General features: G+C 72.1%; 25 protein-coding genes, 1 other RNA gene and 1 riboswitch. Of the genes, 15 read left to right on the top strand and 11 right to left on the bottom strand.

Going from position 1 to position 26,639, the window contains the following annotated elements; translation table 11 throughout:
* On the bottom strand, positions 1-548 hold a 548-nt coding region (locus tag VF202_05530), incomplete at its 3' end, for a hypothetical protein (protein HEX7039554.1).
* A gap of 126 nt (positions 549-674) precedes the next feature.
* Positions 675-1,559, bottom strand: coding sequence for a VOC family protein (locus VF202_05525; GenBank protein ID HEX7039553.1), 885 nt, complete (start codon positions 1,557-1,559; stop codon positions 675-677).
* A gap of 68 nt (positions 1,560-1,627) precedes the next feature.
* Here VF202_05525 and VF202_05520 point away from each other — a divergent pair, with 68 nt between their 5' ends.
* From VF202_05520 to VF202_05495, 6 genes are all read left to right on the top strand, one after another.
* A complete protein-coding gene (locus tag VF202_05520) occupies positions 1,628-2,014 on the top strand; it encodes a hypothetical protein (protein HEX7039552.1) in 387 nt (128 codons plus the stop codon).
* On the top strand, positions 2,011-3,426 hold the full coding sequence (locus VF202_05515) for a nitrilase-related carbon-nitrogen hydrolase (GenBank protein ID HEX7039551.1): 1,416 nt from the start codon (positions 2,011-2,013) through the stop codon (positions 3,424-3,426). Before VF202_05520 ends, VF202_05515 begins: the two co-directional genes overlap by 4 nt.
* Positions 3,427-3,584: 158 nt before the next feature.
* Positions 3,585-4,034, top strand: coding sequence for a prepilin-type N-terminal cleavage/methylation domain-containing protein (locus VF202_05510; GenBank protein ID HEX7039550.1), 450 nt, complete (start codon positions 3,585-3,587; stop codon positions 4,032-4,034).
* Positions 4,034-4,447: a prepilin-type N-terminal cleavage/methylation domain-containing protein gene (locus VF202_05505; protein ID HEX7039549.1), complete on the top strand. Its 414-nt coding sequence runs from the start codon at positions 4,034-4,036 to the stop codon at positions 4,445-4,447. Before VF202_05510 ends, VF202_05505 begins: the two co-directional genes overlap by 1 nt.
* Before the next feature lie 2 nt (positions 4,448-4,449).
* A complete protein-coding gene (locus VF202_05500) occupies positions 4,450-5,586 on the top strand; it encodes a type II secretion system protein (GenBank protein ID HEX7039548.1) in 1,137 nt (378 codons plus the stop codon).
* A 17-nt stretch (positions 5,587-5,603) separates the two neighbouring features.
* Positions 5,604-7,481 (top strand): DUF4900 domain-containing protein, encoded by a 1,878-nt coding sequence (locus VF202_05495; GenBank protein HEX7039547.1) that lies wholly within the window; start codon positions 5,604-5,606, stop codon positions 7,479-7,481.
* A 210-nt stretch (positions 7,482-7,691) separates the two neighbouring features.
* Here the strand turns inward: VF202_05495 and VF202_05490 are convergent, their stop codons facing one another.
* The 4 genes from VF202_05490 to VF202_05475 all read right to left on the bottom strand — a co-directional run bounded on the left by VF202_05490 (position 7,692) and on the right by VF202_05475 (position 11,332).
* On the bottom strand, positions 7,692-8,270 hold the full coding sequence (locus VF202_05490; GenBank protein ID HEX7039546.1) for an SRPBCC family protein: 579 nt from the start codon (positions 8,268-8,270) through the stop codon (positions 7,692-7,694).
* Between the two features lie 8 nt (positions 8,271-8,278).
* Positions 8,279-10,261 carry a hypothetical protein gene (locus tag VF202_05485; protein HEX7039545.1) on the bottom strand — a complete coding sequence of 661 codons (1,983 nt, stop codon included), beginning with the start codon at positions 10,259-10,261 and terminating at the stop codon, positions 8,279-8,281.
* On the bottom strand, positions 10,258-10,422 hold the full coding sequence (locus VF202_05480; GenBank protein HEX7039544.1) for a hypothetical protein: 165 nt from the start codon (positions 10,420-10,422) through the stop codon (positions 10,258-10,260). Before VF202_05480 ends, VF202_05485 begins: the two co-directional genes overlap by 4 nt.
* Positions 10,423-10,552: 130 nt before the next feature.
* Entirely contained in the window at positions 10,553-11,332 is a 780-nt protein-coding gene (locus VF202_05475; GenBank protein HEX7039543.1) for a helix-turn-helix transcriptional regulator, read from the bottom strand.
* A 703-nt stretch (positions 11,333-12,035) separates the two neighbouring features.
* Between VF202_05475 and VF202_05470 the strand changes: the two genes are divergently transcribed.
* Complete coding sequence (locus tag VF202_05470) at positions 12,036-13,283, top strand: hypothetical protein (protein HEX7039542.1); 1,248 nt, start codon at positions 12,036-12,038, stop codon at positions 13,281-13,283.
* Between the two features lie 153 nt (positions 13,284-13,436).
* On the top strand, positions 13,437-14,306 hold the full coding sequence (gene legP / locus VF202_05465; GenBank protein ID HEX7039541.1) for a Dot/Icm T4SS effector Zinc-dependent metalloprotease LegP: 870 nt from the start codon (positions 13,437-13,439) through the stop codon (positions 14,304-14,306).
* A gap of 51 nt (positions 14,307-14,357) precedes the next feature.
* On the opposite strand, the gene VF202_05460 is transcribed toward legP, so the two are convergent.
* The 3 genes from VF202_05460 to VF202_05450 form a co-directional block, all read right to left on the bottom strand.
* Complete coding sequence (locus VF202_05460) at positions 14,358-15,302, bottom strand: inositol monophosphatase family protein (protein ID HEX7039540.1); 945 nt, start codon at positions 15,300-15,302, stop codon at positions 14,358-14,360.
* Between the two features lie 44 nt (positions 15,303-15,346).
* On the bottom strand, positions 15,347-16,144 hold the full coding sequence (locus tag VF202_05455) for a class I SAM-dependent methyltransferase (GenBank protein HEX7039539.1): 798 nt from the start codon (positions 16,142-16,144) through the stop codon (positions 15,347-15,349).
* A gap of 140 nt (positions 16,145-16,284) precedes the next feature.
* Entirely contained in the window at positions 16,285-16,788 is a 504-nt protein-coding gene (locus VF202_05450; protein HEX7039538.1) for a hypothetical protein, read from the bottom strand.
* A 185-nt stretch (positions 16,789-16,973) separates the two neighbouring features.
* Positions 16,974-17,097, top strand: a riboswitch (SAM riboswitch).
* A gap of 220 nt (positions 17,098-17,317) precedes the next feature.
* Between VF202_05450 and VF202_05445 the strand changes: the two genes are divergently transcribed.
* From VF202_05445 to VF202_05420, 6 genes are all read left to right on the top strand, one after another.
* Entirely contained in the window at positions 17,318-18,664 is a 1,347-nt protein-coding gene (locus VF202_05445) for an aminotransferase class V-fold PLP-dependent enzyme (protein HEX7039537.1), read from the top strand.
* On the top strand, positions 18,651-19,838 hold the full coding sequence (gene metX, locus VF202_05440; GenBank protein HEX7039536.1) for a homoserine O-acetyltransferase: 1,188 nt from the start codon (positions 18,651-18,653) through the stop codon (positions 19,836-19,838). The genes VF202_05445 and metX overlap by 14 nt, the downstream gene beginning before the upstream one ends.
* A gap of 77 nt (positions 19,839-19,915) precedes the next feature.
* Positions 19,916-20,434 carry a GspH/FimT family pseudopilin gene (locus VF202_05435; GenBank protein HEX7039535.1) on the top strand — a complete coding sequence of 173 codons (519 nt, stop codon included), beginning with the start codon at positions 19,916-19,918 and terminating at the stop codon, positions 20,432-20,434.
* A complete protein-coding gene (locus tag VF202_05430; protein HEX7039534.1) occupies positions 20,431-20,826 on the top strand; it encodes a prepilin-type N-terminal cleavage/methylation domain-containing protein in 396 nt (131 codons plus the stop codon). Before VF202_05435 ends, VF202_05430 begins: the two co-directional genes overlap by 4 nt.
* Entirely contained in the window at positions 20,826-21,461 is a 636-nt protein-coding gene (locus VF202_05425) for a prepilin-type N-terminal cleavage/methylation domain-containing protein (GenBank protein HEX7039533.1), read from the top strand. The genes VF202_05430 and VF202_05425 overlap by 1 nt, the downstream gene beginning before the upstream one ends.
* The gene (locus tag VF202_05420) at positions 21,458-22,873 is read left to right on the top strand and encodes a hypothetical protein (protein ID HEX7039532.1); all 1,416 of its coding nucleotides are present in this window, start codon (positions 21,458-21,460) and stop codon (positions 22,871-22,873) included. Before VF202_05425 ends, VF202_05420 begins: the two co-directional genes overlap by 4 nt.
* 420 nt (positions 22,874-23,293) lie before the next feature.
* Here the strand turns inward: VF202_05420 and VF202_05415 are convergent, their stop codons facing one another.
* Positions 23,294-24,874: an ABC transporter ATP-binding protein gene (locus VF202_05415; GenBank protein ID HEX7039531.1), complete on the bottom strand. Its 1,581-nt coding sequence runs from the start codon at positions 24,872-24,874 to the stop codon at positions 23,294-23,296.
* A 59-nt stretch (positions 24,875-24,933) separates the two neighbouring features.
* On the opposite strand from VF202_05415, the gene ssrA reads away from it, so the two are divergent.
* Positions 24,934-25,293: a transfer-messenger RNA gene (ssrA, locus tag VF202_05410) on the top strand.
* Positions 25,294-25,362: 69 nt separating this feature from the next.
* On the opposite strand, the gene VF202_05405 is transcribed toward ssrA, so the two are convergent.
* Complete coding sequence (locus VF202_05405) at positions 25,363-26,550, bottom strand: NAD(P)-binding domain-containing protein (protein HEX7039530.1); 1,188 nt, start codon at positions 26,548-26,550, stop codon at positions 25,363-25,365.
* Between the last annotated feature and the right edge of the window lie 89 nt (positions 26,551-26,639).

Raw genomic sequence — 26,639 nt, 5'->3', positions numbered from 1 at the left:
ACGGCGATGTTGACGCGGTACGTCTGCTCGAACGCGCCGTTGGCGTTGTCGTAGAAGAGCGTCACGTCGGCGTACCAGCCCGTCGGCTGGCCGGCGAGGATGTGCATCTGGATGATGTCGGCGTTGAGGAACTGGTCCTGGATGCCGGCGACGGTAGCGGGCACGCCGGGAGCGGGCCTCGCGCCCTCGGACATGGCGTTGCAGCCCAGGACCGGGTCGGGCGTCGTGCACTGCCAGCCGGCGGGGACCGTGATGTTCAGCGACTGCGGCACGTTGCTGGTGGCGCCCAGCAGCACGCCGTTCTGGTTGCGGAACTCGACGCGGTAGCCGGTGACCGTGGTGAGCGGGGCGCCCGCGCGGGTCGAGAGCCTCAGGGTGCGAGACTCGACGGTGATGGTGCCGGAGGAGTCCACCTCGTAGCCCAGCTCGTTCGTCGGTTCCATGCCGAAGAGCAGCCGGTTCTCGTCCGGCTGAATGAACTTGGAGCACGCGGTCAGCGCGAGGATCAGGAGCAGCCCCGCAGCACCCCGCTTCAGTAGACGATCCATCCAGCTCCTCCTAGAGGTCTCCAAGATGACAGCCGGATGATAGAACTATGGGCCCGCGCCTCCCGCAAGATTCCGCACAGCAGCGCAGGACGGCAGGCGGCGGATGAGAGCCGGGGCCGCCTACTCCTACCCCTCGGTCGCCTCCACCTGGGTCGAGACCATCCCTTCGACCACGCCGAACTCCGCGCCCTGCGGGTCGACGATGACGGCGGTCGGGCGGCGCGAGGCCGACATGCGCCGGTCGGCCACGTCGGCGCCGAGGCTGGCGGCGTGCTCGAGGAACGCGCCGATGTCGTCGACCTGGAAGTAGGGCCGCCAGCGCGCGCCCACCTGGGTGCCCTTGGCGGCTCCCGCGGCCGGCACGATGCCCACGACCATGCGCCGCACCTCGAGCTCCTTGCGCTCGAGGTTCAGCGCCCCGGCGGGCTCGCTCTCCTCGCCGCGCTCCTCGACCGGCACGGCCGTGACGTCGAAGAGCTCCTCGTAGAACCCCGCCACCCGGCGCGGGTCTGGCGTGATCAGCTCGCTCCATACCAGGCCGCCGTGCGCGGCGCCCAAGGCGCCGGGCTCCAGCTTCCTGGGGTGCCACAGCACCGCCGTCGCGCCCTCCGGGTCCTCGAGCACCGCGGCGTGGCCCAGGCCGCCGAGGTCCACCTGGCCGCTCACCGAGCCGCCCCGCCGCGCCGCGCGCTCCGTGAGCCCGCTCAGGTCGGGGCCAGCCAGGCACAGCCACCAGCGGGGGCCGGCGAGGTCGAGAGCCTCCAGCATCCCGAAGCCGGCCGCCAGCCTGCCGCCCTTCATCGCCCACAGGTGCTCGGCCACGTCCTGGAACTCCCACCCGAAGAGGGCGGCGTAGAAGTCCTGTGCCGCGGAGAGGTCGTCGGGGGAGAGGTCCACGCATATCGGGTCTCCCGGTGCGTACTGTCCTTCGATCAGCTTGAGGGGCATCGCGACGTCCTCCACCCGCTCGGCGCGCTCGAGGCCAAGGCGCACGGCCTGCGTGACGCACATCGCATCTGACACGAAGCTAGCAACGCTTCATGAGCCCGTAAGCGCGACCGTGGTAAGGGTTCCTGCCGGTGAGAGTGCTCTACGCGCTGCTGACGATCGCCTGTCTGGCGGGCGTGCTGGTGCCGTACGCCTCCGACTACCGGCGCAGCCTGGAGGACCTGCGCGGCCAGGCCGAGCGCTACGCGTTCGACGGCGAGCGCTACGTGCTGGACGCCGACGCTCCCGAGCCCGCGGCGTCGGCGCTGCCGGCGCCCGTCGTGGACAGCGCCGAGCAGCTCGGCGCGGCCTCCCCGCCGTTCCTCGTCCACGTGCGAGGCGAGCCGCGACCGCTCCTCGTCCTCGACCTCGACCGCACCTTCGTGAAGGCGTACGAGCCCGGCGTGGGCCTGGTGCTCTACCTCCGCCGCGTGCTCGACCCGCGGGTCGTGGCGGGTCCGGCGGTGCCCTCACCGTGACGCGCCGCGTCGCCCTGGCCGCCCTGGCGGCCCTGTTGTTCTCGCTCTCGTTGCGCCCATGGGGGCCAGGCTCTTGGGGCGGCCTCGGCCTCGCCGCCGTGCTGGCGTTCGTGCCGCTATCGGCGGCGCTCGACGGCCTGAGGCGACCCTGGTCCGCCGCCGGCCTGGCGGTGCTCGCCTGGCTCGGCTTGGCGCTGCCGGTCTTCGGCAGCGCGTCGCTGGCGCGGTGGTGGTCCACGCCCGCCCTGCTCGCGGTGTTCGGCGTCGCCTGGGCGCTCGTCGGCGCGTCGGCCGCGTACGCCGGGAGGCTCACGCCGCTGGCGCTGCCGCTGCTCGTCACCGCCGCGGAGCTCGCCGCGGGCTCGCGGGCCCTGTGGGGCGACGCCGCCTTCAGCATGCTCGCCTACACGCAGGCCGACACCCCGCTGCGGCACCTGGCGGCCTGGACCGGGACGAGCGGCCCCGCCCTCGCCGCCGCGCTGATCGGCTGCGCCCTCCACTGGGCCGTGAGCGGACGCCGCCGCTCGGCCGCCTACTCGGCCCTGGCGCTGGCCCTCGTGCTGGCGCTGCCCGTGCCGGGCGTAAGCCCCGCGGCGGTGGGCGGCGCGCTGAGGGTCGGCGTCGTGCAGACGGCGCAGAGCACCATCGCGCGCCTGCTGGCACCATTCTCCGACGAGGTCGCCGCTGAGCACGCCTCCCTCTTCGCCGCCCTGACGCGCCAGGCCGCCCTGGCGGGGGCCGAGCTGGTCGTCTGGGGCGAGACCACGCTGCCCGACATAGGCGACGCGCCGCTGCCTGCCGCCTACCGGACGGCCCTCTCGGAGGCCCCCGTGACGGTCGCCGGCGGCGTGGAGTACGCCAGCGACGGCCTCTACAACGCGGTCTTCGCCTGGGACGGCAGCGGCCTCGAGGTCGTCGGCAGGAAGCAGGCCCTGGTGCCGGTGGTCGAGGCGCCGTACACGAACGGCCGGCCGCGCGACCCCGTGATGCTCCAGGGCGCCTACGTCGCGCCCTTCGTCTGCCTCGACAGCGTCCACGGCGGACTGAGCCGCGAGAGCGTGCGTCGCGGGGCCGAGCTGCTCGCCTACCTGACCGACGACTCGTTCGCCGGCCTCACCACCACCCCCTGGTTCCACCTGCGCACGGTGGTGATGCGCGCCGTCGAGAGCGGGCGCGCGGCGGTGTTCGCTAACGAGGCGGGGCCGAGCGCCCTGGTCGGGCCCACGGGTGAGGTGCTGCGGTTGGCGGGGCCCCACGAGCCCGCGGCCGTCGTCGACGAGGTCCCGCTCCTCACGGGCACGACCCCGTTCGTGGCGCTCGGGGACTGGGTCGGCCCCGCGGCGAGCCTGGCGGCGGTCGTGCTGCTGGTCGCGGGCCTGGCGTCTAGGCACGCACCGACCGGGACGTGGTGATCTCATGAGCCGGCGCGCTGTGAGCGGTTCGCGATGGTGACGCGAAGTCGGGTTCTACATTGGGCGTTCGTAAGAACTTCGTAAGAATCCCGTGAGTAAGGGGGGTCCAACATGAGACGGCTTCTGCGTACCGAGGCCACTGTCACAGGAGGTGGCAGATGAGGCGTCCCTCGGGGATGACCCTGCTCGAGCTGATCATCGTGATGGCGATACTCGCCGCCGTCGCGGCGATCGGCGTGACGAACGGACGCCAAGCCGCGCAGCGTCAGGCCGCCAAGGGCGCCGTGGCGACGTTCCAGCAGAGCGTGTGGCAGGGCGCCACCGCCGCGGCGGCTCGCGGCCTCACGGTCGAGCTCCACAGGACCGCGACGGGCCTCGCGCTCGTCAACGTCGCCAACGACCAGGTTCTGCGCGAGTACGACGTGCCGGCCGGCGTCAGCATCAACGCCCCGAACCCGATCCTGCGCTTCACCCCGCCGGGCAAGGTGGACCTGGCCACCCTGGACGCGCTGCCAGACTCGCTCGTCATCGACACGGGCGAGGGCGCCTACGAGGTCCAGATCTCGCTCATCGGCGAGGTGAAGGCGCGCCCCATGGGGAGCGGCTGATGCGCGGCAACCAAGGGCTCACGCTCCTCGAGACGGTCGTGGCCATCGCGATCTGCGGGATCGTGCTCGGCATGCTGGCGGCCGTCGCCTCCTCGAGCCTACGCGAGAGCCGCGCCGGCAACTTCAAGGTCCAGGCGTCGCAGGTCCTCGACACGATCGGCCGTCGCATCGCCGGCGGCGACGACCTGGCGGTGCTCACCGACGTCGGCACGCCCATCGAGCTCGACGCGGACGCGATCACGGAGCTGACGGCGATCCCCTACGCGGAGGTCTCGGACATGAGCGTGACCATCCAGAACGTCGGCGACTACGTCGTCGGCACCGCCACGCTCTTCCGCTACCAGGTCGAGGTCTGCTACGGCGGCGAGCAGAGGCGCTGCGTCACCGGCGTGACGCTGGCTAGGCAGGACTGACCATGACCCACACCTACCGACGCAACGGCAAGGGCGACCGCTCCGCGGGCCTGACGCTCGTGGAGATGCTCGTGGCGCTGGCGATCCTGGGCCTGGTGATCGCCCTCACGAGCGGCGGCATCGTGCAGTCGCTGATGGTCAACCGCCTCCAGGAGGAGGCCACGAACACCCAGTCGAAGATGCGCCGCGTGACCGAGGTGATCACCCAGGAGCTCCGCTCCGCGGTCCTCGGCGGCATCACGAACTTCCCGATCGCGTCCACCGACAGGTCGATATCGTTCGCGCTCCTCTCCGGCGACGGCGGCGTCACGGTGCTGCCGCGCCCCGGCGAGAGCTGGTGGAACTCGAACAACACGCTCGTCTACGCCAGCGACCCCTCGGTCCTCCAGGACCTGGTTGGTCACCCGGCCGTGATGATCAACGGCCAGGGCCAGGCGCTGATCATCCCCGAGATCACCGGCGTGCCCGGGACCAACGACCGCGTGAACCACAACAACTGCGAGATCTCCATCCCGTACGACCCCGCCACGCGGCTCTACAGCGCTCGCGCCCTGACGTTCCAGTACGTGCCGGACGACCAGATCCTCTACCAGATCGTCCTGGACAGCAGCGGAGCGCAGAGCGTCCCCTTCGCGTTCGACCTCGCGGACTTCGCGATCGCCTACGAGTACAGCTCGGTCGACGACAAGGTGGTCCTCTCCGCCCCGTACCAGGACGAGAACGGCAACGCGCAGCCGACCTACGAGGCCGCCGACGGCACCACGTACGAGCTCTCCCGCATCAGGGTCACGCTCGCCACCGCCGACGAGGGCGGCAGCGTGGGCCGCAGCTACGTCTCCTACGTCGAGCTGACGGGCCTCGGCGACGACGCCCGGCCCGTCTCCAGCATCACCGTCTGCGACAACGAGGGCAGCGGGGGCGTCGGCCCTGGTCCCGGCGGAGGCGGTGGCGGCGGTGGCGACCCCCAGGACCCGCCCGACGATCCCGGCGACCCCGGCGGTGACGACGGTGGCGGAGACGGTGGCGGTGACGATGGCGGCGGTGCCGGCGGCGACGGTGGGGGCGACGACGGCGGCAACGGCGGCGGAGGCGGCGGGGGAGACGACGACGGGGGCGGCTGCAAGCCGTTGTGGTGCTGACCGTGAGGACCGTGACCATGCCTGAGGGAACGAGACAACGGGGCATCGCGCTGGTGGCGGCGTTGGCGCTCATGGCCGTCGGGTCCGCCGTGATGGTGCTGCTCTTCATGCGCACCATGGACGAGATCCAGCACGGCCGCGACGACGCCGCCATAGTGCAGACACTGCTCGTGGCGCACGGCGGCGCCAACCTCGGCGTGGCGCTGCTGCACGGCGACATCAAGGACCAGCTCAAGCTCGTGGTCGCCGACCTGGCCGACACCTCGGACTCCTGGTCGTTCGGCGACTCCAACGTCGGCGCCGACATGCCGACCCCGGCCAGCGTGGCTGCCGACATGGCCGACGTCGCCGAGGCCCTGCAGGCCAGGATCGACGCCCTCGTCTGCGGCGACAGGAGCCTGGGGGACAACACCGTGATGCGGCTGCGCATCCACGTCACCGACACGGCCTGCGGTCAGCCCCTGCCGCCCAACACGCGGCTCGGCGACGGCCACTTCGTGTCCGGCCAGCGCCGCGAGGAGGGCGGCAACCAGCGCTACGCGCTGCCGCTCGTGATGGTCTCGGACGGCCAGATCGGCGAGTTCCGCCGGCGCGTCGTGACCCAGGGCGAGTACCAGTTCCTCGTGGGACCGCGCTCGTTCGCGCGCTACGCGCTCTTCACCGACGTCCACTCGTCCGCGGCCTCCGACGGGCCGATCTGGTTCACCAGCGACACGCTCTTCGACGGACCGGTCCACACCAACGGCAACTTCAACTTCTACGGCCGGCCGTGGTTCGGCGGCCCCGTGAGCAGCGCCGGTGTGAACAACCGCCGGGAGCAGGGTGCGTTCGCCTACGACGGCGACGACGGCAGGTTCATGACCGCCGACACGCTCGAGCCGGGCGGCAACTTCCCGAACATGGACGTCTGCACCGACTGGCGCAACGGCCGGTGCCGCGAGGGCTACGAGAACCGGCCGCAGTTCATCGGCGGCGTCGACTGGCGGTCGGAGTACCTCGAGCTGCCGGAGAACGCCTTCGACCAGCGCGCTCTAGCGCAGCAGAACGGCATCCTCGTGACCAACGACGTGCGCGATGTGATGCTCTACGCCGGCGACGCGAGCGGCGACCCCGTCGACGTCGGCGAGGACTCGACCTACCAGTTCGTGAGGATCGAGCGGCGCAGCGGCGGCAGCTGGGTCACCGACCTCTACCGCATCTCCTCGGACGGCCTCCTCGAGCGCCGCGACGCCTCCACGAACCCGCCCACCTGGACGCTGGTCACCGACCGCTTCAACGGCGTCGTCTACTTCGACGACTACGTCGAGCGCCTGCGCGGACCGGGGCGCGAGCACGGGAGCGACCCGATGTCGGCGCGGCCCGCCATCGCCTCGTTCGCTCAGCTCACGGTGGTGCCCGCCGAGGGCGCCCGCATCACCAGCGACCTGGTCTACGAGGACCAGCCCTGCGAGGGGTACCTGCACCGCGAGGGCGAGGAGGTCATCAGGCCCGTCTGCGAGAACCTCGACGCGCTCAACGTCTTGGGCATCTTCTCGCCCGAGGGCGACGTCCTCATCGGCAACAACAACGACGACAGCGACTTCAACGCGCCCAGGGACGTCCGCATCCAGGCGTCGATCATGACCAGCACCGGCATCGTGGCCGTGGAGGACTACAACTGGGGCGACCCGCGCGGGGCCGTGCGTCTCCTCGGCGGCATCATCGAGCAGGAGTACGGTGCCTTCGGCACGTTCAACGGCAGCACCGGCCAGCAGACCTCGGGCTACTCGCGTCAGTTCACCTTCGACCCGCGTCTCGACAAGGGCCTGACGCCGCCCTACTTCCCCCTCGTGGACATAGACGAGGTCGCCGACGCCTACACGTTCACGTACGGGCACCGGGAGCAGGTCTACTAGGCGCGCTCGTCCTCGAGCGCTCGTGGCGGCGCCCGCTCCGGGCGCCGCTGCCGTTCTCTCGCGCCCCCGTCGCTTCGGACGCCGTTCCAGTTCTAGCGCGCCCCCTGTCGCTCCGGGCGCGGCTCTCGTTGCCTCGCGCCCCCTGTCGCTGCGGGTTGCCTGCGCCCTTTCGCCTCCTCGCGAGTCGCCGGCTGGTTGCCCGGTGCGGGCCTACGGCTCGGCGGCGGCGTCGACCACGCCGCCGCCGTACGTCCGCTGGTAGTACTCCTTGTAGCGCCCCAGGTTCTCCTCGGTCGGCCCGCCATCCGCGCCCATGTTCAGCGCCAGGTACTCGAGGCAGTAGTGCCAGCCGGGCAGGACGCTCAGCGCCGCCTCGAGCGTCTCGACGTCGTGGGTGAAGGTGAACACGCTCTCGTCCTCGCGGCTCCCCTCCCTGGCCTCCATGCGGATGTCCTGCCTGCCCCTCATGCCGGGGTAGGGGGAGTCGGGCGGTCCGTAGACCTCGAAGGCGAAGACGTGCGGCGGCTGGAAGACCGTGAGGGTGCCGGGCGGCGCCTCCGGCGGCGGCGTGCCGTCTGTGCTCTCGAACGCCTCGGTGACGGGCTCCCCGACCACGCCGCTGGTGCGCAGCTTGGCCGGGTACCAGGTGTCGAGCCGCTCCGGCTCGGTGATCGCCTCCCACAGGTCGGCGACGGGCCTGTCGTACGCCCGCACGAACCGCACGCGGTAGCGTCCGTCGGGCGCGCGCGTCAGGGTGCCGGCGCCGGGCAGGTTCGCTGCGTCTCCCATGCCCGAGTCTAGGGCAGGGAGGTGAGGCCCAGCGCCCGCCCGAGGTCCCGCCTCAGCTCCTCGATCGTCAATAGCCGAGTGGCGGCCTGGTCGTAGACGAGCTGGGCCTTCGCGCCGGCCTCCTGGTAGAGCTGCGTCCAGCGGTCGCGCTCCTCGAGGCCGGCGTTCAGCCGCACCACCACCGCGCCCTCCAGCGCCGGCTTCAGCTCCTCGGCCGTGACCGGCTCGGGCGAGTGGTCCTCGCCGTTGCCGAACACCACGAGCACCTTCGCCTCGCCGTCGGGCACGTCGCGCAGGTAGTAGGCGGCCGAGCGCAGCGCCTCCGACAGGCCCGTGCCCCAGGCCGCGTCGACGTGCGCGGGCAGCACGCTGCGCAGCTCGGCGTAGAAGGCGAAGCGGTCGAGCTGGCTGCCGGGGTACTCGGCGTTGAACAGGGCCGAGTAGACGGTGTCGAGCTCGCCCGGCGCCCGCACGGGGATCACGACGAGCCTGTCGAAGCGCTGCAGCAGCGCGCGCTGCGGCGACGGGTCGGCCCAGCTGAGGAGCTGCTTGTTGGCGTCCTCGAGGCGCGAGACCTCGCCGCCGGAGACGTCCTGCAGGACCACGTAGGTGGTGGCCGCCCGGGCCGTCGGCGCCAGCAGGCCGAGGCCGAGGAGCGCGGCCAGCGCCAGCACCCCACCGCCGGGCCGACGCACGCCGACCGGCTCGGGCGGCGCGGCGACGACGGGCTCCTCCAGGGACGCGCCCGGCTGCGGCTCCGGCGGCGGGCCGCCGCCCCGCCCGCGGCACCGACCCAGGCTCCCCAGCCAGACGAAGAGGCGCCCGAACACGCGCGACAGGAGCAGCACGAACGTGCCGATGAGTATGGCGAGGAACGCCCAGGCGCGCAAGGCGCCGCTCTGGAGCTTGAGCAGGGCCCGGCCGAAGGCGGTGATGCTCAGCACCCACAGCCTGGTGAGGGCGCTCTGCGCCTTGAGCGCGAAGCGGCCGATCGCGATCGCCGAAACGGTCCAGGCGTTGCGGAGCCCGCTGGCGAACACGGCCAGCGTGGACCCGACGAGGTCGACGAGCCCGGCGCCCTGCCTCAGCCCCGCGAAGCCGCGCCCGGCGACGTGCAGCCCGTGCTGCGCGGCCACGCCGAGGAACAGCACGACGACGCTCAGGCCCAGCGCCAGCACCACCGCGCCCCACTGCGCGACGCCCAGGTAGGCGGCGGGCAGGTCGGCGTCGAGGCCCAGCGCCAGGCGCACCTGCCGGTCGGCGGCCTCGGCGGCGCCGCGCAGCCAGGCGAGCCACATCTCGACGAGGAATATCGCGATGAGCGCGCCGTTCGCCGACAGCCACGCGAGGAACCCCGCGAGAAACCGCTCGCGCCACGGACGCGGTGAGGCCTGCTCGGCCAGCGCGCGCCTCACGTCGGGCGGCAGCAGCGCGGCTGGCAGGTCCTCGGTGGCGAGGACGCTGTAGGCTCCGCCCTCGCGCTCGAACACGAAGTAGTTGCGGGGCGGCGCTGCGACGCTCCCGCCGAGCCCATCGCCGTCGTCCGGGGCGCGTCCGGTGAGCCCAGCGGCGCCCCGGGGGCCGGCCGCCCCCAGTTCCGAAGCCGCCCCGGCGACCGAGTCCGTGGCCCGACCGCCCTTCGGCTGCAGCGCCTTCGCGAGGAAGATGCCGAGCAGCGGCAGGATACCGATGACCCCGCCGACGCTCGCCTCCGGCAGCCCCAGCCACGCCGGCAGCGCCAGAGGGTCCTCGCAGGATGGCAGCGTCACGACCTTGCACGTCAGCGACTCGTAGAAGCCGCCGACCAGGCCGAGGAAGTAGGCAGTGGCGTAGAGCACGACGGCGAACAGTCCCAGGCCCACCAGCAGCCGCAGGGCCGAGCCGAACGTGACCCCGATGACGTACCGGTGGCGCGCGGCGACCGACTGCGCCGCGAGGGTGCCGAGCAGCAGCAGCGCTACGACGAGGTAGAGCGCGCCCAAGAAGCTCACTGCAGGAAGTTCCGCCAGACGAGGTACCCGGCGAGCACCAGCAGCGCCAGGGTCAGGATGTTCACGCCCACGCGGAACGCGAGCCGGTCCTCGGGCTCCACGTGCACGCGCTGGATCTCCTCGCTATGGGCCGCGGCCTGCTGGTGCGGTCTGTCGTCCATCCGTGGGCCTCCGTAACCAGTCTCCATGTTCTCCGCCCGCGACGCTACCGCTAGTCGCCCGGACGAACCCCCGACGAAGGTACGAGGTCGTGCGCCCGGCCGCGGGCGGCAGGCGACCGGGCGGCTCAGGTCAGCGATCGAGCATCCTGGTGACCACGCGTTCATCGAGGCTCCGCCACAGCTGCTCGTCGCTGACGCGCTCCCGCTCCTCGTCGAGGGCCGCCTTCTCCTCCGCCTCGACGGCCTGGCGGTAGCGGAAAGACTCGAGGGGCGGAGCACCCTTGCGCGGGTAGGCCGGCTGCCCGTAGAGGCGACCGGGCAGCGCGTCGAGCAGCCGCGTGCCGTACCACCTCTCGTCGGGGGATGGGGGCTCGAAGCGGGTCTCCCGCACCGGCCGCTTCCGGCCCACGAACGCGACCGGCACCGACCCTTCGAGCAGCTCGCTCCTGGCAGGCTCGGCCACCGTGTCGAGGTCTATGACCTCGACGTGCCCCATCGCCTTCCACAGGTACGCCGCCAGCTCCTCCGCCGCGCGTCGGTTCAGGCCCAGCCTGCCCGGCGTCGTGCGGACGAGGACCGTGATGTCATCGGGTCTCCCCGGCAGCACGGCTCGCACGTCCAGCAGGCCGTGGCCGCGCCCGCGCGTGGCGAGCGCCCACTGCAGCACCTTGAACCGGTGCAAGCCCAGCAGGCCCGGCAAGGGCGGGAACGAGTTGTCCTCGAGCCGCACCGCCAACCGCAGCCCGCAGTGGCCGACGAGCTTCTCGAGGACGTCGAACCTAGGCTCGACCTCACCGCGCTCGTAGGCGCTGATCTTGGGCTGGCCCACGCCGCTGAGCCGAGCCAGCTCCTTCTGGGTGAAGCCCCGCGTCTTCCGCGCGAGGTAGAGGATGTCGCTCGCTCTGGCCAAGTCGGTTCCATCGTCCCTCGAGCAGGGCCCATTCGGCCCGGCGGCTTGGGCCGGTGCCCGGCAGGCCTCGGCGCGCGTCGCGCGTCAGTGAGACCCGACCGTGGCGACCTGCCGGAGACTGCGCCCATGGGTGGCGGCCGGTGGGCCGGCCCGCACACGCGGTGCCGCGAACGTCGCCGCCTGTGGTGCCCCACCTCTCCCGCGGACCGTCAAGTCAGTAGCCCTCTCTCGGGCTACTGTCCCACAGCGTCTGGCGACCAAGCGGAACCGTGCACGACGCGCAACCTGCGACCGGATCGCCCCTCGCCAGTATCTCGGAACCGAGCTAGTGACTGTAGGGGGCGAGGCGAAGCTCAAGTCAGTAGGCCGGAAGCGGGATACTCGCTGATGGTCGTGGGCGCCCCAGGAGTGGCCGCCAGGACGGCCTCGCGCGGCACTTCTCGTGGCCGGGTCGCTAGCTCGTCAGCGGGCTACTGACTGTAGGGCTCGCGGAGGACCCCTGCCCGGGCCGGTGGCGCTTGCCCGGACCACGGGCCGCCCCGCTGAACGTTCGGTGAAGCGAGCCTTCAGCGACTTCGCAGGGGAGCGCGGCCGCGGGTGGCCTATAGTCGTGTCAACCGAAACGCCGTGGCCGCCGGGGCTGCGACGGACATCGAAGCGTCGGCCGGCGGCTCGACGAACCCATCCCCAAGCGAGGTGGAGCATGCCACTCGTATTCGTGCACGGCGTGAGCGTGAGGGCGGGACCGTCTTACGAGCGCCAGATGAGGTTCAGGAACGCTGCCTTCAGGCGGCACGTCCTGCCGAAGGCCGACACGGAGATCGTCAACCCGTACTGGGGCGACATCGGCGCGAAGGCGGCCTGGGACCACGCCTCCCTGCCGGGCGAGCCGGTCCTCGTGCTCGACGCTCTCGGACCTCAGGCCACCGTGCCGGTGGAGCAGGTGCTGATCAGCGAGGAGGCCGCGGGGCACTCGCAGCCCGACAGCGTGCTGCTCGAGGTCGCCAGGCAGGACTTCAAGGAGGCCGTCGACCTACTCGTCTCGACGGCCATCGAGGAGAGCGACATCGACGCCGCGTCGCTCGTGGCCGTGGCCACGGGCCTCAACGAGTACGCCGAGGACAACCCGGCGCCGCTGTGGACGCATGAGGTAGAGCACGACCACGCGTTCCTCGAGCGCCTGCGCCAGGAGACGAGGCTCGCCGTCAAGGGCGCCGAGGAGCGCGCCCCGCGCCCGGCCGCGCCGGCGCGGCGCGAGGCGCCTGCCGGCGGGGTCGCCCTGGTGGCGCCCCCCGCCTACGACGCCGTCGCCGTCGCCGACCCCGAGCACACCGACGTCTGGGAGGCGCTCACCCGCGCCGTCGACCGCGTGCGCGAGGCGATCGCCGACTGGCGCTGGGGCAAGCCGGGCCGCAGCCTCCGCCGCACCGTGCAGCCGTACCTCACGCACTTCGTCGGCGACATACTCGTCTACCTCAAGGCCCGTGGCACGCCCGCGCGGCCCGGGGCGATCGTCGAGCGCATCGCCGGTGCCATCGAGTCCGCCGCGCGCGCCGCCAGGCCCGGCGACCCGCTGCTCGTCGTCGGCCACAGCATGGGCGCGAACATCGTCCTCGACGTGCTCACCTCGTTCCTCGAGGGCATCGGGGTCGACACGCTCGTGACCGTCGGCAACCAGGTCGGCTGGTTCGAGGAGATGAAGCTCTTCCTCGCCAGCGACCCGCGCGTGCCGAACCCGCGCCAGGAGCGGGCTCCCAAGCCGCCCGGCGTCGGCCGGTGGCTCAACGTCATCGACACCTCCGACTACCTCGCCTACGCGGCGGCGCCGATCTTCGAGGGCGTCCGCGACGTCACCTTCACCACCGGACGCGGGCCGCTCGCCGCCCACACCGAGTACTTCAAGGACGTCTCGTTCTTCCAGCGCCTGGGGGCCTGGCTCCGGGGAGCGTAGCCGCAGCGTTGCCCGCGGTGGCTCGGTCGTGTCGCGTCAGACGTCGCGTAGCCTGGTCGTGGCCGCCGCCGTGCGGTGCGCGCGAGACCGCCATGATGGCGGGGGAGATGGTTCCGGGGAGGACCGCATGAGCGAGAACCTGGGGAGCAACCCGTGACGGACCAGAGGGCCGGCGGCGACCGGCCCTCCACCGTGCCGCCCGCCGGCGCAGAGCGCGCCCGCTCGAAGGCGTGCGAGCAGGCCGGTTCGCAGCGGATGGACGTCGCCGTCATCGCGGGCACGACGTTCACGCGCAAGGCCGTCACCTACTACGACGTCGACGGCATCGCGATCGTCGAGGGCGACATCGCGCTGGGCGCCGTCAGCGACGTCAGGCGCCTCACCGACCAGGCGCGGAACGCCGCGGCCCTCGGCGACAGGCGCGCCTACGGCATCGGCATCCCGCACCAGACCTTCCGCTGGCCGAACTGCGTGATGCCCTACGTCATCGACCCCGAGCTGCCGGAGCCCGACCGCGTCAGGGCGGCCATCGAGCACTGGAGCGAGCACACGCCGTTCCGGTTCGTCGAGCGCACCCCGGACAACGCGGCGCGGTACCCGAACTACGTCAACTTCACCGACGCGGGCGGCTGCTGGTCGTACGTGGGCATGCGCGGCGGCAAGCAGGACGTCTCGCTGGGAGCGGAGTGCGACGTCGGCTCGGTGATCCACGAGATCGGCCACGCCGTGGGCCTGTGGCACGAGCAGAGCCGCGAGGACCGCGACCTGTACGTGCGCATCCACTGGGAGAACATCCAGGACGGGATGAAGGCCCAGTTCAACCAGCGCATCACCGACGGCGACGACTACGGGCCGTACGACTACGGCTCGATCATGCACTACCCGAGCTGGGCGTTCAGCAAGAACGGCGAGGACACGATCACGCCCATAGACCCGAACGTCACCATCGGCCAGCGCGACGGCCTGTCGCCCGGCGACGTGGCCACCGTGATGGCGATGTACCCCCGCTGCTCGCGGAGCTAGGGGCTCCCGGTCGCGGGCCGCGAGCTCCCCGCCCGCCGCTCCGGCCGGCGGTCAGCGCGGGCTCGGGCCCGGCACCGCTGCGGACGCGCCGAACGCCTCCAGGACCGCGCGCCGGCGGTCGAGGACCTCTTCGAGCACGCCCGGTGCCCCGGCGAAGACGTTCAGCGGGCCGGAGCGGGTCAGGTCGGGCCCGCTCAGCTCCAGGTGGACGCGCCCGCCGGCCTCCTCGACGATCACCGCGCCGGCCGCCACGTCCCAGGGGCTGATGCCGTGCTGGAAGAACACGTCCACGCGACCCGACGCGACCAGCGACAGGTCGCGGCACGCCGAGCCGCTGAGGCGGCAGCCGGCGGCGCTGCGCAGCAGGTCTCCGAAGACGGCCATCGTGGCCGCGTCGTTGGCGGCGGCGTTCGTGAAGCCCGAGGTGAGCAGGGCCAGCTCGAGGCGGCGGTGCGTGGAGACTCGCAGGCGCTCGGCGCTCTCGCCGGAGGGCGGGCCTGAGAAGCTCGTCGACCGGCGAGCAGCGCCCTGCGCGCGCGCGAGCACCGCCTCGGCCGGCTCGCGCCACGCCCCTCCGCCCGCCACGGCCCAGCTGACGGCGTCGGACGACGACTCGTAGATCGCGCCGAGGACGGGCCGTCCGCGGTGCACCAGGCCGATCGACACGCAGAAGCCGGGGTAGTTGCGGAGGAAGTTGTGCGTGCCGTCGATGGGGTCGATGACCCACACGGGCTCGTCCGTCTCGACGCGCGACAGCCCCGCCTCCTCGCCGAGCAGGCCGAAGCCGGGGAAGGCCGCCGTGAGGGCCGCGACGAGACGCTCCTGCACGGCGAGGTCGACGGAGGTGACGAAGTCTCCGGGGCTCGACTTCGACGAGACGCCCAGGCTCCCGCCGCCGGCGAAGTGCTCGTCGGAGCGCTCCCTCGCCCAGCGGCCGAGCTCGGCGGCGAGCCGCACGGCGGCTTCCTTCGGTTCCCACAGGTCGGCCGGAAGCATCGGCCGATGATAAGCCGCCACGCGCGGCCCCCGTCAGTCGCGCCCTAGAACGCCTCGAAGAAGCCGCTGTAGCGCTGCACGCGCACGGGCCCCCTGGCGAAGCGGTCCTCGACGGACTCGCGCCAGGCGCGGAAGCGCGCCGCCGCGTCAGGGTCGCGGGCCAGCAGCTCGTCGAGGGGGGAGTTGACGAGGGAGAGGACGTACCTCACGAAGGGCTCGACCTCGGTGACGAGCAGGACGTCGCGCCGCTCGAAGACCCTCACCTCGTCGAAGTAGGCCTCGAGCAGCGTCTTGCCCGTGTCGAGGGCGAACCGCCTGAGGTCCACCCGCTCGACGTCGAGCTGAGGCAGCAGCTCCACGAGCCGTTCGCGCTCGTCGTGGAGCTCCTTCACGTGGCTGGTGCCGTTAGTGGCGGCGTAGAGCCGTCCGCCCGGCCGCAGCACGCGACGCAGCTCGGCGACGGCGGTGCGCGCGTCGGGCACGAGGTAGAGCATGTGGTTCGCGAACGCGACGTCGAACGACGCGTCCGCGTACGGCATGTCCGCCGCGGTGTGCCGGCGCAGGTCGGCCTCGAGCCCCACGCGCCGCAGGTTCGCGCGCGTCTCGGCCAGCATCCCCTCGGACGGGTCGCTGAGCGTGAGACGCCAGCCCCGCGGCACCGCCGGCGCGACCACCGTCCACATGTGGCCGGAGCCGCAGCCGACCTCGAGCACGTCGGCGCGTGCGGGCGCCTGGACCTGCCGGAACAGCCAGGAGTGGAACGGCTCCTGCTCGGGCGCGAAGCGCTCGTGGAGCGCGAGCCGGTCCTTCAGCCTGTCGGGTGTCGCGTACTGGACGGACATGACAGCAGATGCTATCCGCGCGTCATGAGCGTCGATGAGACGCACCCGCCTCGGTGGCGCGTGGCTGCGCGGGTCACGGCGACCCCGCGGACCCGGCGTCGCGCCGGTCACCGGCGTGAGGATGGGCGCGTCGGTCCAGTTCACGTGGAACATCGCGTCGGCCTCGAGGTGGTAGGCGTCGGCGGACGAGCGCTCGAACAGAGCCAGTTGGTCGCCGACCGTGTGCGCGATCTCGTTCTCCGGCCAGCCGCCCGCGCGCTCGCGCTCCCGCCTGAACGACTCCACGCCGCGGGAGGAGCGTCGACGAACGCGTGGGTGGGCGCGTACTGCACGTTGCGCAGGAAGAACCCGGGCAGCCGGAAGAAGGCGGCCACGGCGTCGCGCAGGGCGGCGCTGCTCAGGTAGGGCGCCGGGTCGCCCCTCGGCCGGGAGGCGGCCGGGTACCACACCTGCACCATCAGCTCGCGAGAGTCGCTGCCGGGTACGAACGGGTCCGGGCGCGAGGCGTCGACCCAGTGGTAGCGGCGCGTGCCTATCGCGTACTCGCCGGTCGGCTGGGGGAAGCGCGGGACGGGGAAGACGAAGCGGTACGCCAGGTAGGCGGCGAGCGCCAGGACCAGGATGACGGCGATGAGCGTCCGCACCAGCGCATCCTATGGCCCGCCTCGCGCGGGCGCGGGTCGCGTGGCGTGCCCCGGGGCTTGCAAGGCGAGGGCGCGACGTGCTCTACTCCGCTTCATCGCTCGCGCGCCACAGGCGCGAGGGCGAGCCGGGGCGCCGCCCCGGCGCGGGGGAGACCCCGATGAGCCCACCGGCCGGGCGAAGGCCGGACTTATCGAGAGCGGCTGAGGGACCTGGCCCGACGACGCCGCAGCAACCAGCCTCCATCTAGGCGGGTGCTAAGTCCAGCCGGCGGTGGCAGTCACGATGGCGAGCCGCCGGGGAGATAAGGAGCAGGCGTGACCACAGCGAACGCTAAGACGAGGCGAATGCTCAGCGCGGCCTGAGCCGGCGCCCTGGCAGGGGCGCCACTCAGAGCCGCGTGCCCGGGCCCGCGCCGGCAGCAGGCGCGGGCGGGGAGGCGTGTCGCGAGCCGCCGACGCGGCGGCCCGGGCGCCGGCCTCCCCGTGGAGCCACACACCACGACCTAGTCCCCAACCCCGAGGAGCTGACATGTCCTACCGCTTCGAGACCCTCCAGGTCCACGCCGGCCAAGAGATCGACCCCGCGACGAAGTCGCGCGCCGTGCCCATCTACCAGACGACCGCCTACGGCTTCGACGACGCCGACCACGCCTCGCGCCTGTTCGCGCTGCAGGAGTTCGGCAACATCTACAGCCGTATCATGAACCCCACGAACGACGTCCTCGAGAAGCGCATCGCGGCGCTCGAGGGCGGCGTCGCGGCCCTCGCCGTGGCCTCGGGGCACGCGGCCGAGTTCCTCACCTTCACCACGCTCGCCGAGGCGGGCGACAACATCGTGGCCTCGCCGAACCTCTACGGCGGCAGCCGCAACATGCTGTCGGTCACGCTGCGGCGCCTCGGCATCGAGGCGCGGTTCGTGGGCGAGGACGACGACCCCGACGACTACGCCAGGCTCATCGACGACCGCACGAAGGCCATCTTCATCGAGACCATCCCGAACCCCTCCCTCCGGCTCTGCGACCTGGACGCCATCAGCACCGTGGCCCACGAGCGCGGCGTGGCCGTGGTGGTGGACAACACCACGGCGATCGGCGGCTACCTCTACCGCCCCGTCGACCACGGTGCCGACATCGTCGTCCACTCGGCGACGAAGTGGATCAACGGCCACGGCACGGGAGTAGGGGGGCTGATCGTCGACCTAGGCACGTTCGACTGGGCCAACGGGCGCTACCCCGGCTTCTCCGAGCCGAGCCCCAGCTACCACGGGCTGGTGTTCACCGACGTCTTCGGCAAGGACGGGCCGTTCGGGAACATCGCCTTCGCGATACGCGCCCGCGTGGAGGGCCTGCGCGACCAGGGCCAGGCGCTCTCGCCGCACCAGGCCTTCCTCTTCCTCCAGGGCCTCGAGACGCTGAGCCTGCGCGCCGAGCGCCACGTCTACAACACGCGCCGCCTCGTCGAGTGGTTCGGCCAACAGGAGGGCGTCACGCGCGTCGTGTACCCGGAGCTGCCGGACCACCCGAGCTTCGAGCGCGCCAGGAAGGACTTCCCGCGCGGCGCCGGCGCCGTCTTCAACTTCGAGCTCGAGGGCGGCGTGGCGGCCGGCAAGGCGTTCCTCGACGCGCTCAAGCTCGCCTCCCGCCTCGTGAACCTCGGGGACGCCAAGACCAGCGTCACCCACCCTGCCAGCACGACCCACTCGCAGCTCGACGAGGACGAGCTGCTCGCGGCCGGCGTCACGCCCGGGCTGATCCGCGTGTGCCCCGGCATCGAGCACGTCGACGACCTCATCGACGACTTCGCGCAGGCGCTGGAGGCCGCGCGTCGTGCCGGCGGCGGCACCCAGAGCGTCAGCTCGGACCGTGCCGCCGACTGACGCCCCGACCCTCTTCCACGAGACCTGGGGCGAGCACGCCGCGCTGATCGCGCGCACGTGGGAGCCCAGGGAACGCAGCCTCGGGAGCGTGGCGACGCGCGTCGTGGACGTCGCCACGCCCGAGGACCCACTGGAGCTGGAGCTGGGCGGACGCCTCGAGCACGTGGCCGTGGCGTACGAGGAGTACGGTCGGCGCGACGCGGCGGGCGACAACACGGTCCTCGTCTGCCACGCGCTGACCGGCTCCGCCCACGCCGCCGGCGTGGGGGAGAGGGACGGAGCGCCGGGCTGGTGGGACGCGCTCATCGGCCCCGGCAAGGCCATCGACACCGACAGGCTGCACGTGGTGTCCAGCAACGTGCTAGGCGGCTGCTACGGCACCACGGGGCCCACGAGCCTCGACCCGTCCACCGGTCGGCCGTACGGCACGCGCTTCCCCCGCTACACGGTGCGCGACATGGTTGCCGTGCAGAGGCGCCTCCTCGACCGCCTGGGCGTGAGCTCGCTGCGGGCGGTCGTCGGCGGGTCGATGGGCGGCATGCAGGTCCTCGAGTGGGCCGCCATGTACCCCGAGATGGTGCGCTCGATCGTCCCCATCGCGATCGGCGCGCGTCACTCGGCGTGGGCGATCGGCCTCAACGAGGTCGCCAGGCGCGCCATCGTCACGGACCCGGCTTGGCAGGGCGGCCAGTACAGGCTCGACAGGCAGCCGGCGGCGGGCCTGGGGCTGGCGCGGGCGATCGCGATGCTCAGCTACCGCGCTCCCGCCTCGATCGAGCGGAAGTTCGGCCGGTCGCGGTGCGAAGACGGGCGCGTCGGGGCGGACGGGCTCGTCTCGGCCTCCTACCAGGTCGCCAGCTACCTCGCGTACCAGGGCGAGAAGCTGGTGCGGCGCTTCGACGCGAACACCTACATCTACCTGACGCTGGCGATGGACGACCACGACGTGGGCGCCGGGCGCGGCGGCACGGAGGCGGTGCTGTCGCGCCTGACGATGCCGGCGCTGGTCATCGGCATCGACTCCGACGTGCTCTACCCGGAGAGCGAGGTGCGTGACCTGGCCGCCGCGCTGCCGAACGCCGAGTACGCGCGCATCAGGTCGCCCCACGGGCACGACGCGTTCCTCATCGAGTTCGCGCAGGTCGCGCAGCACCTGGGACGCTTCCTGGCCTGACGTCGCGCTGCCGCGCCGCCGGCGCACCTGACGGATGCACTAGCCCTACTGCGGCCGCCAGCGTACTGTAAGAGTGCGTGACATACCATCCCGTCCTCCCGGCGGTCTCGCCCACGTCCCCGCGGCGCGACCGCGACGGCTTCACCGTCATAGAACTGCTCGTCGCGCTCGGCGTCATCGGGGTCCTCGCTGCCATCGCCGTGGCGGCCTTCAGGGCGCCGGCCTCGCGACTGGCCGCCCAGGACTTCCAGGCGCTGCTCCAAGAGGCGCGCATGCAGGCCATCAAGCGCAACAGGCCCGTGAACGTCGCGCTCGACCTGGACGCCGGCACCGTCTCGGTGCGCGCGTCCCAGCAGTCCTCGAACGTCAGCTGCACCGGCGACCAGGTCCAGATAGGACAGCTCGACCTGGCGGAGTACCGCGGCCTGGAGGTCAGCACCACGATGCCGGACCTCCAGATGCTGTGGCTTCCCAACGGGCGGGCGCAGCGCTGCAACGGAGGCCTCATGGCGAGCAGCACGACGTTCCGGGCGAGAGACGTGGCCTACGCCGTCGACGTGTCGGCGGCCGGCCAGGTGCGGGTGGTGCGCCCGTGAGGTCCAGCGGCCTGACCCTGCTCGAGGTCGTCATCGCCGTCGCCGTCCTCGCCGTCGCGGTGCTGGCGGTCTTCGCGCTCCAGGGCACCGCCCTGCGCGGCACGCGCGGCGCCGTCCTCTCCCAGGAGATGGCGAACCTCGCCCAGAGCGAGCTCCAGCTCCAGCGCGAGTTCTCGCGCTACGTCAGCACGCCCGTGCACGGCGAGTCGTGTCGCTCGGGCCTGCCCAGCGACGCCTTCGCCTGCACCGTCGACGTCCTGCCCTGCGAGATGAGCGGCGCCGACATCGCCTGCCGCGACGCGAGCGTGACGGACGCCGTCGCCAGGCAGGTCGACGTCGTCATCACGGGCCCGGGCGGCGCCACGTTCAGGGCCTCGACGGTGGCGCGGTGATGCGCAGAGGCGACGCGGGCTTCACGGTCCTTGAGCTGCTGATCGCCGCGGCCGTGGCGGCCGTCGTGCTGACGGTGGCGGCGCTGCTCTACAGCAGCTCCGCCAGGGCCTACCGCGTCAACGAGGAGGTCTCCGAGGTGCGGCAGGGCATCCAGGCGGCGATCTCGCTGCTCCAGTACGAGATCGGGCTGGCCGGCTACCGCTGCACCGACGACGACGCGCTCACCCGCGCGTTCAGCGGCCAGCCGCTCGTCGCCACCGACGGCGCGAGCGGCTCGGCAGACAGCATCACCGTCCGCTACTACGAGGACCGCTACGTCAGCGGCTCCTGCGAGCTCACCGAGGTCACCTACTTCGTGCAGGACGGTTCCCTCTACCGCCAGGTCACCGGCGAGGACGCGCAGGAGGCGGTGCACGGCGTCGTGGACATGCAGGTCGAGGCCTGGCTGGACCGGGCGCAGTCGATGTTCGTCGTCGCCACGGACTCCGCCGCGCTCAACAGGCCGCTCGACCCGGACCTGCGCGGCATCAGCCTCAGCCTGAGGTTCACGGACGCCGGCGGGCGCGAGAACCCGGTGATCGTCACCGTGGGGCTCAAGAACCCGCAGTGCGCGTCCCTGGGAGACTGCCTATGAAGCGTCCGCAGCAGGGCATAGCGATAGTGTCGGTGCTCCTCGTGATGGCGGCGCTCGTGGCGTTCGGCCTCGGCACGCTGTTCCTCACGCAGATGAACCTCGGCATCGCCGGGAACGCGCGGTCGGCCACGCGGGCGGACAACAACGCCGCGGCGGGGCTCAACGCCGCCTTCGTGGCGCTGCAGCGCGCGTTCGAGGCGGACGGCGAGTTCCCGACCGAGCTCACGCTGCCGGGCATCAGCGGCGTCGACTTCTCGCCCACCTACGAGCTCCAGGCGTACCGGCGGCGCACACCCACGCTCGCCTACGTGGCGGTGCTGGGCACGGCGCCGGGCGACGCCGAGTACGTGTCGGAGGCGCTAGTGGCCATGGAGTCGGGGTCCACCAGGCTGCCGACCTTCTTCGACTACGGCATCGCCACGGAGGGCAGCTTCACCGGCAACGGCTCAGGCTCCTACGTGAGCACCGGCATACACGCGAACGAGGGCTTCACGCTCAACGGCAGCCAGGAGTTCAGCGTCTGCATCGAGCGCGACTCCACCGGCGTCTGCACCAGGACCGAGACCGTCAGCGGCGACGCCGTGCCTATCTCCGGCTCGCCCGGCGCCAGCTGCAGCGTGAACCCCGCGCAGCCGGGGATCTGCCAGGGCGGCGTCCCCGTCCACCTGACGGACCCCGTGACGATCACGCCGGACTACGTGGCCCGCCGCGACGCCGCGCTCGCCGCCATCTCGCACGGCCCCGACCACTCCTCGCTGTTCGGGATCGACTGCGACCTGCGCTACACCAGCCGGCCGAGCCCGGTGTCGCGGCTCCTCACCGACATCGCGGCGCTGCCCGCCGGCTCCACCGTGTGCCTCGAGTACAGCCAGGCCACGTCTTTCAACGGCACGACCACGCTCGACGGCGTGAACATCGTCTCGCGCGGCGACTTCACGGTGAACGGCGCCCTCCGGGCCCGCGACGCCACCTTCATCGCCTTCGACGGCAGGTTCTCGACCAACGGCGCCGACAGGCTCACGAACGTGAACGTCTACGCCGAGGAGAGCCTCACGCTCAACGGCTCGAACTCGGCGGTCTACGAGGGCACCACGACGCTGGCGACCGCGGGCGACATCACCATCAACGGTAGCTACGAGGCCACGCCGCTCGACGACGGGACCGTGGGCGTGGGCGTCGCCCTGATAGCCGAGGGCGACATCACGGTCAACGGCTCCTCGGACATGTTCCTCGCCGCCGTGGCGGGCGGCAGGTTCACGCAGAACGGCTCCAGCACGATCCGCGGGCGCATCGCCGCGAAGGACGACATCAGGGTCAACGGCAGCTTCGACATCGACGCCGGCCTGGCCATCATCAACCCCGAGCTGACCGAGCCCGGCGACTTCGAGCTGGTCCTGGTCAGCCGGCGGTGAGCGGTGGGGTCCGCCGCCGCTGCGGCGCCGGACCCCTTGCAGCGGGTCTCCTGCGATCGCTAAGTCGGTATCTCGCGAGCGGGATGGTGGCTCCAGGCGCCCGAAGGGGAGGGAAGCGCGTCCAGGACGACGCTCCCGAGGTCGGAAGGCCGTAGGTCTATATCCCGGCTTCGGGATAGTAGGCGGCCAGCGACTATCCCGGAAACGTGCTGAAGACCGAGACCGGCCACGATGCCGCATCGTTCGTCTGGACGACGTTGCCGAGGGCGGGACGCCCGGAGCCAGTATCTCGAGCTCGGGATAGTGACTTGAGGGCCGGTGGAAGACACCTCGCCCAGCCGACCCGGGGCGCGCGCGAACCGGCCGGGGCCGGGCCGGCAGCCTCGGCCCGCGGCCTGCCCGGACGCTGCGGACCGAGCCTCAGCCCGGTCCGGTGGGGGCGGCCGGCACCTCGCCGGCGCGGGCGCGGGCGGTGGCCACGTCGCAGCCAGCCATCATCAGGCCGAGCAGCTCGGGCGTCGCCTCCGCCTGCGAGAGCTCGCCCATGATGCGGCCCTCGAACATCACGACGATGCGGTCGGAGAGCGAGAGGACCTCGTTCAGGTCGGCGCTCACGAGGAGGACCGGCAGGCCGCTGTCGCGGGCGTCGACGATCTGCTGGTGGATGAACTCGATGGCGCCGATGTCCACGCCGCGGGTCGGCTGGGAGAGGACGAGCACGCTCGGCTTGCGCTCGAGCTCGCGGGCGACGATCAGCTTCTGGGCGTTGCCGCCCGAGTAGTTCGACGCCGGGATCGTCACGCTGCGCGGGCGCACGTCGTACTCCTCGATGATCTTGTGCGCGTGCTCGCGGATGGCCGCCTCGTCGAGCAGGCCGAGGGGGCCGGCGTAGGGCGGCCTGTGGTGGTCGCCGAGGATCGCGTTCTGCGCCGCCGTGAAGGGGAGGATCAGGCCGCGGCCGTTGCGGTCCTCGGGCACGTGGCTCATGCCCAGCTCGCGGCGCCTCCGCAAGGGCTCGTGCGAGACGTCGTGCAGCTCGCCGCCGGAGAGCATCCGCACCGTGCCCTGGTAGTCGGTGCGCATGCCCGTCACGCACTCGACGAGCTCCGACTGGCCGTTGCCCTCGATGCCGGCCACGCCCAGGACCTCGCCCTTCCGGACCTCGAAGCTGACGCCGTCGAGGACGTTCCGGGGCTTGAACGGGTGCGCGAGCGTGAGGCCCTCGACCGCCAGCGCCACGGCGCCGGGGCGCGCCTCGCCCTTCTGCACCCGCAGGAGCACCTCGCGCCCGACCATCATGTTGGCCAGCTCGCGCTGGTTCGTCTCCTCGCGCCTCACGGTGCCGATCATGCGGCCGTCGCGCATCACGCTCATGCGGTCGCAGATCTCGACGACCTCGTCGAGCTTGTGGCTGATGAAGATGGCCGCGTTGCCCTTGCTGGCGAAGTCGCGCAGGAAGCGGAACAGGCCCACGGTCTCCTGCGGCGTGAGCACGGCGGTGGGCTCGTCGAGGATCAGTATCCGCGCGTCGCGGTAGAGGGCCTTGAGGATCTCGACCTGCTGCTGGAGACCCACCGGCAGGTCCTCGATGCGGGTGTCGGGGTCGAGGTCGAACCCGAACTCCTCGATGAGCCTCGCGGCCTGCCGGCGCGCCGCGCGGTAGTCGAGGACCGGTCCCGCCGTCGGCTCGGAGCCGAGGACGAGGTTCTCGGTCACCGTGAGGGGCTCGACCAGCATGAAGTGCTGGTGCACCATGCCGATGCCGAGGTCGATGGCGTCGCGGGCGCTGCGCACCGTGACCCGCTCGCCGTTCACCTCGATGGTGCCCTCGTCGGGATGCTGCAGCCCGTAGAGGACCTTCATGAGGGTCGACTTGCCGGCCCCGTTCTCGCCGATGAGGGCGTGCACCTCGCCCCACTCGACCTCGAAGTCCACGCGGTCGTTGGCGAGGACGAGGGGGAAGCGCTTGGTGATGCCCCGCATACGGACGGCCGGCGGCATGCCGAAGTATACTTTCCGGTGCGCGGGTTCTCGTAGGTGGCCCGCCGGCAGCCACGCTCGGGGGCGACACGGCCTTGACGGGGCCGGTACCGAGGCCGTTGCTGCGCGCCGCGGATGGCAGTTGGCCGCGTCAACAATCCTGCCGCGCCATAACTGGCAACAACACCTACGCTCTGGCTGCTTAACCGCAGCTAGCGTTCCCCGGAAGCCCCGCCCGTGGCTCGCCGGTGCGAACGACCTGAAGCGGGCTGGCCCCGAGGCTCGCGCGTCGGCCGAGGGGTGAGAGCTTAGACGCGTAAGCGGGTCCCAAGAGCCGGCCACGGAGCTCGGGCCCCGCCGACAAGCGATCGGTGGCTACGCGCGTAGACGCACGGTCGAGGCGGTTCCGGACGCGGGTTCGACTCCCGCCGCCTCCACCACCAGGGCCCGCCGCTCACGAGGAGCGGCGGGCCCGCTTTCGTGCTCGCGGCGGCCCGGCTGGCGCGAGCTCACGCCGCCACGGGTGCGGGGGCGGCCTCACGGTCGGCACCGGCGGCGACGCGCCGCGCGGCGATGGCCTCCGCCACCCTCCTCGCGTCCCTGCCGACGCCGTGGATCATCGTCGACGAGAACGCGTAGAGGAAGTGCAGCCCCACGAAGTAGAGGCCGGGGACGCCCTCCGCCGCGCCCTTGTGCTGCGCCGGGAACCCGTTCGGCTCGAAGCGCAGCGGCAGGTCGATCCACTCGAAGCCCGGCCGGAAGCCGGTGCACCAGACGATGGCGGACACGTCGAGCGCGGTGCCGTCCTCCAGCACGGGTCGGCCGTCCCTCACGCCCGTCACGCGCCCCACGCGCTCCACGCCGGCGTCCGCGAGCTGCCGCGACTTCGTCCTGATGAGCGGCCCGGAGTGGTCCTTGGCGTTGCGCCTGACGCGGCGGCCGATGGGCGTGTCGACGGTGAGCACGTTGTGGAACACGCCCTTGATGACCAGGTGCAGGAGGCCGGCGTGGGCGGCCCTGCTGAAGACGTCGAACGGCAGCTCGCCGGGGTGGCGGCCGGAGAGGATCACGCGGCGCGACTTCGCGAGCTCGATGGCGATCTCTGCGCCCGAGTTCCCGGCGCCCACCACCAGCACGTCGCCGTCTTCCGGGAGCTGCTCCGGCCTCCGGTACTCGCTCGAGTGGAGCTGCACGATGCGCGGCGAGAGGTCGGCGGCGAACCCGGGGATCTTCGGCCGCTGGAAGTTCGACATCGCGACCACGACGTTGCGCGCCTCGAACCGGCGGTCCCCCGCCGCCACCACGAAGCCCTCGCCGCCCCGGGTCAACCGGTCGACGCGGGTGCCGTGACGCACGGGCAGCTCGAAGCGCCGCGCGTACGCCTCCAGGTAGTCGGCGAACTCGTCCTTCGTGGGGAAGTGCCAGCGCGGTGCCGGGTAGGGCATGCCGTCGAGCGAGTCGAAGGCCGCCGGCGTGAACAGCCGCAGCGAGTCCCAGCGGCGGCGCCAGACGTCCCCGGTGCGCTTCTCGGCGTCGAGGATCACGAAGTCGCTCACGCCGCGGCGCTTGAGGTGGTAGCCCACCGACAGGCCCGCCTGCCCGCCGCCGATGACGACGGTGTCGAACCGCTCCGTCCCGGCCTCGCGCACGCGCGGCCGCCGGCCCTCGCCGAACGCGTCCAACAGGTCTGTGGTCATCTCTCTACCTCCCTCGGCCGGTCGCCCGCGCTCAGCTGCGGCGGGTGACCTGCCGCTGGGGGGAAGGTAGTGCCGAGGTCAGGGACGGC

The sequence above is a fragment of the Trueperaceae bacterium genome (genome assembly GCA_036381035.1).
Taxonomy (GTDB): domain Bacteria; phylum Deinococcota; class Deinococci; order Deinococcales; family Trueperaceae; genus DASRWD01.
The sequence above is the reverse complement of the archived record's forward strand: the minus strand, read 5'-3'. Positions and strand labels throughout refer to the sequence as shown.

Bases quoted from the DNA above. Each gene is read 5' to 3' on its own strand.
- VF202_05415 (HEX7039531.1), bottom strand. From the start codon at position 24,874: ATGCCGCCGGCCGTCCGTATGCGGGGCATCACCAAGCGCTTCCCCCTC.
- VF202_05480 (HEX7039544.1), bottom strand. From the start codon at position 10,422: ATGGACGACAGACCGCACCAGCAGGCCGCGGCCCATAGCGAGGAGATC.
- VF202_05495 (HEX7039547.1), top strand. From the start codon at position 5,604: ATGCCTGAGGGAACGAGACAACGGGGCATCGCGCTGGTGGCGGCGTTG.
- VF202_05505 (HEX7039549.1), top strand. From the start codon at position 4,034: ATGCGCGGCAACCAAGGGCTCACGCTCCTCGAGACGGTCGTGGCCATC.
- VF202_05445 (HEX7039537.1), top strand. From the start codon at position 17,318: ATGTCCTACCGCTTCGAGACCCTCCAGGTCCACGCCGGCCAAGAGATC.
- VF202_05510 (HEX7039550.1), top strand. From the start codon at position 3,585: ATGAGGCGTCCCTCGGGGATGACCCTGCTCGAGCTGATCATCGTGATG.
- VF202_05455 (HEX7039539.1), bottom strand. From the start codon at position 16,144: ATGTCCGTCCAGTACGCGACACCCGACAGGCTGAAGGACCGGCTCGCG.
- VF202_05490 (HEX7039546.1), bottom strand. From the start codon at position 8,270: ATGGGAGACGCAGCGAACCTGCCCGGCGCCGGCACCCTGACGCGCGCG.
- VF202_05470 (HEX7039542.1), top strand. From the start codon at position 12,036: ATGCCACTCGTATTCGTGCACGGCGTGAGCGTGAGGGCGGGACCGTCT.
- VF202_05525 (HEX7039553.1), bottom strand. From the start codon at position 1,559: ATGTGCGTCACGCAGGCCGTGCGCCTTGGCCTCGAGCGCGCCGAGCGG.
- VF202_05405 (HEX7039530.1), bottom strand. From the start codon at position 26,550: ATGACCACAGACCTGTTGGACGCGTTCGGCGAGGGCCGGCGGCCGCGC.
- VF202_05500 (HEX7039548.1), top strand. From the start codon at position 4,450: ATGACCCACACCTACCGACGCAACGGCAAGGGCGACCGCTCCGCGGGC.
- VF202_05420 (HEX7039532.1), top strand. From the start codon at position 21,458: ATGAAGCGTCCGCAGCAGGGCATAGCGATAGTGTCGGTGCTCCTCGTG.
- VF202_05460 (HEX7039540.1), bottom strand. From the start codon at position 15,302: ATGCTTCCGGCCGACCTGTGGGAACCGAAGGAAGCCGCCGTGCGGCTC.
- VF202_05425 (HEX7039533.1), top strand. From the start codon at position 20,826: ATGCGCAGAGGCGACGCGGGCTTCACGGTCCTTGAGCTGCTGATCGCC.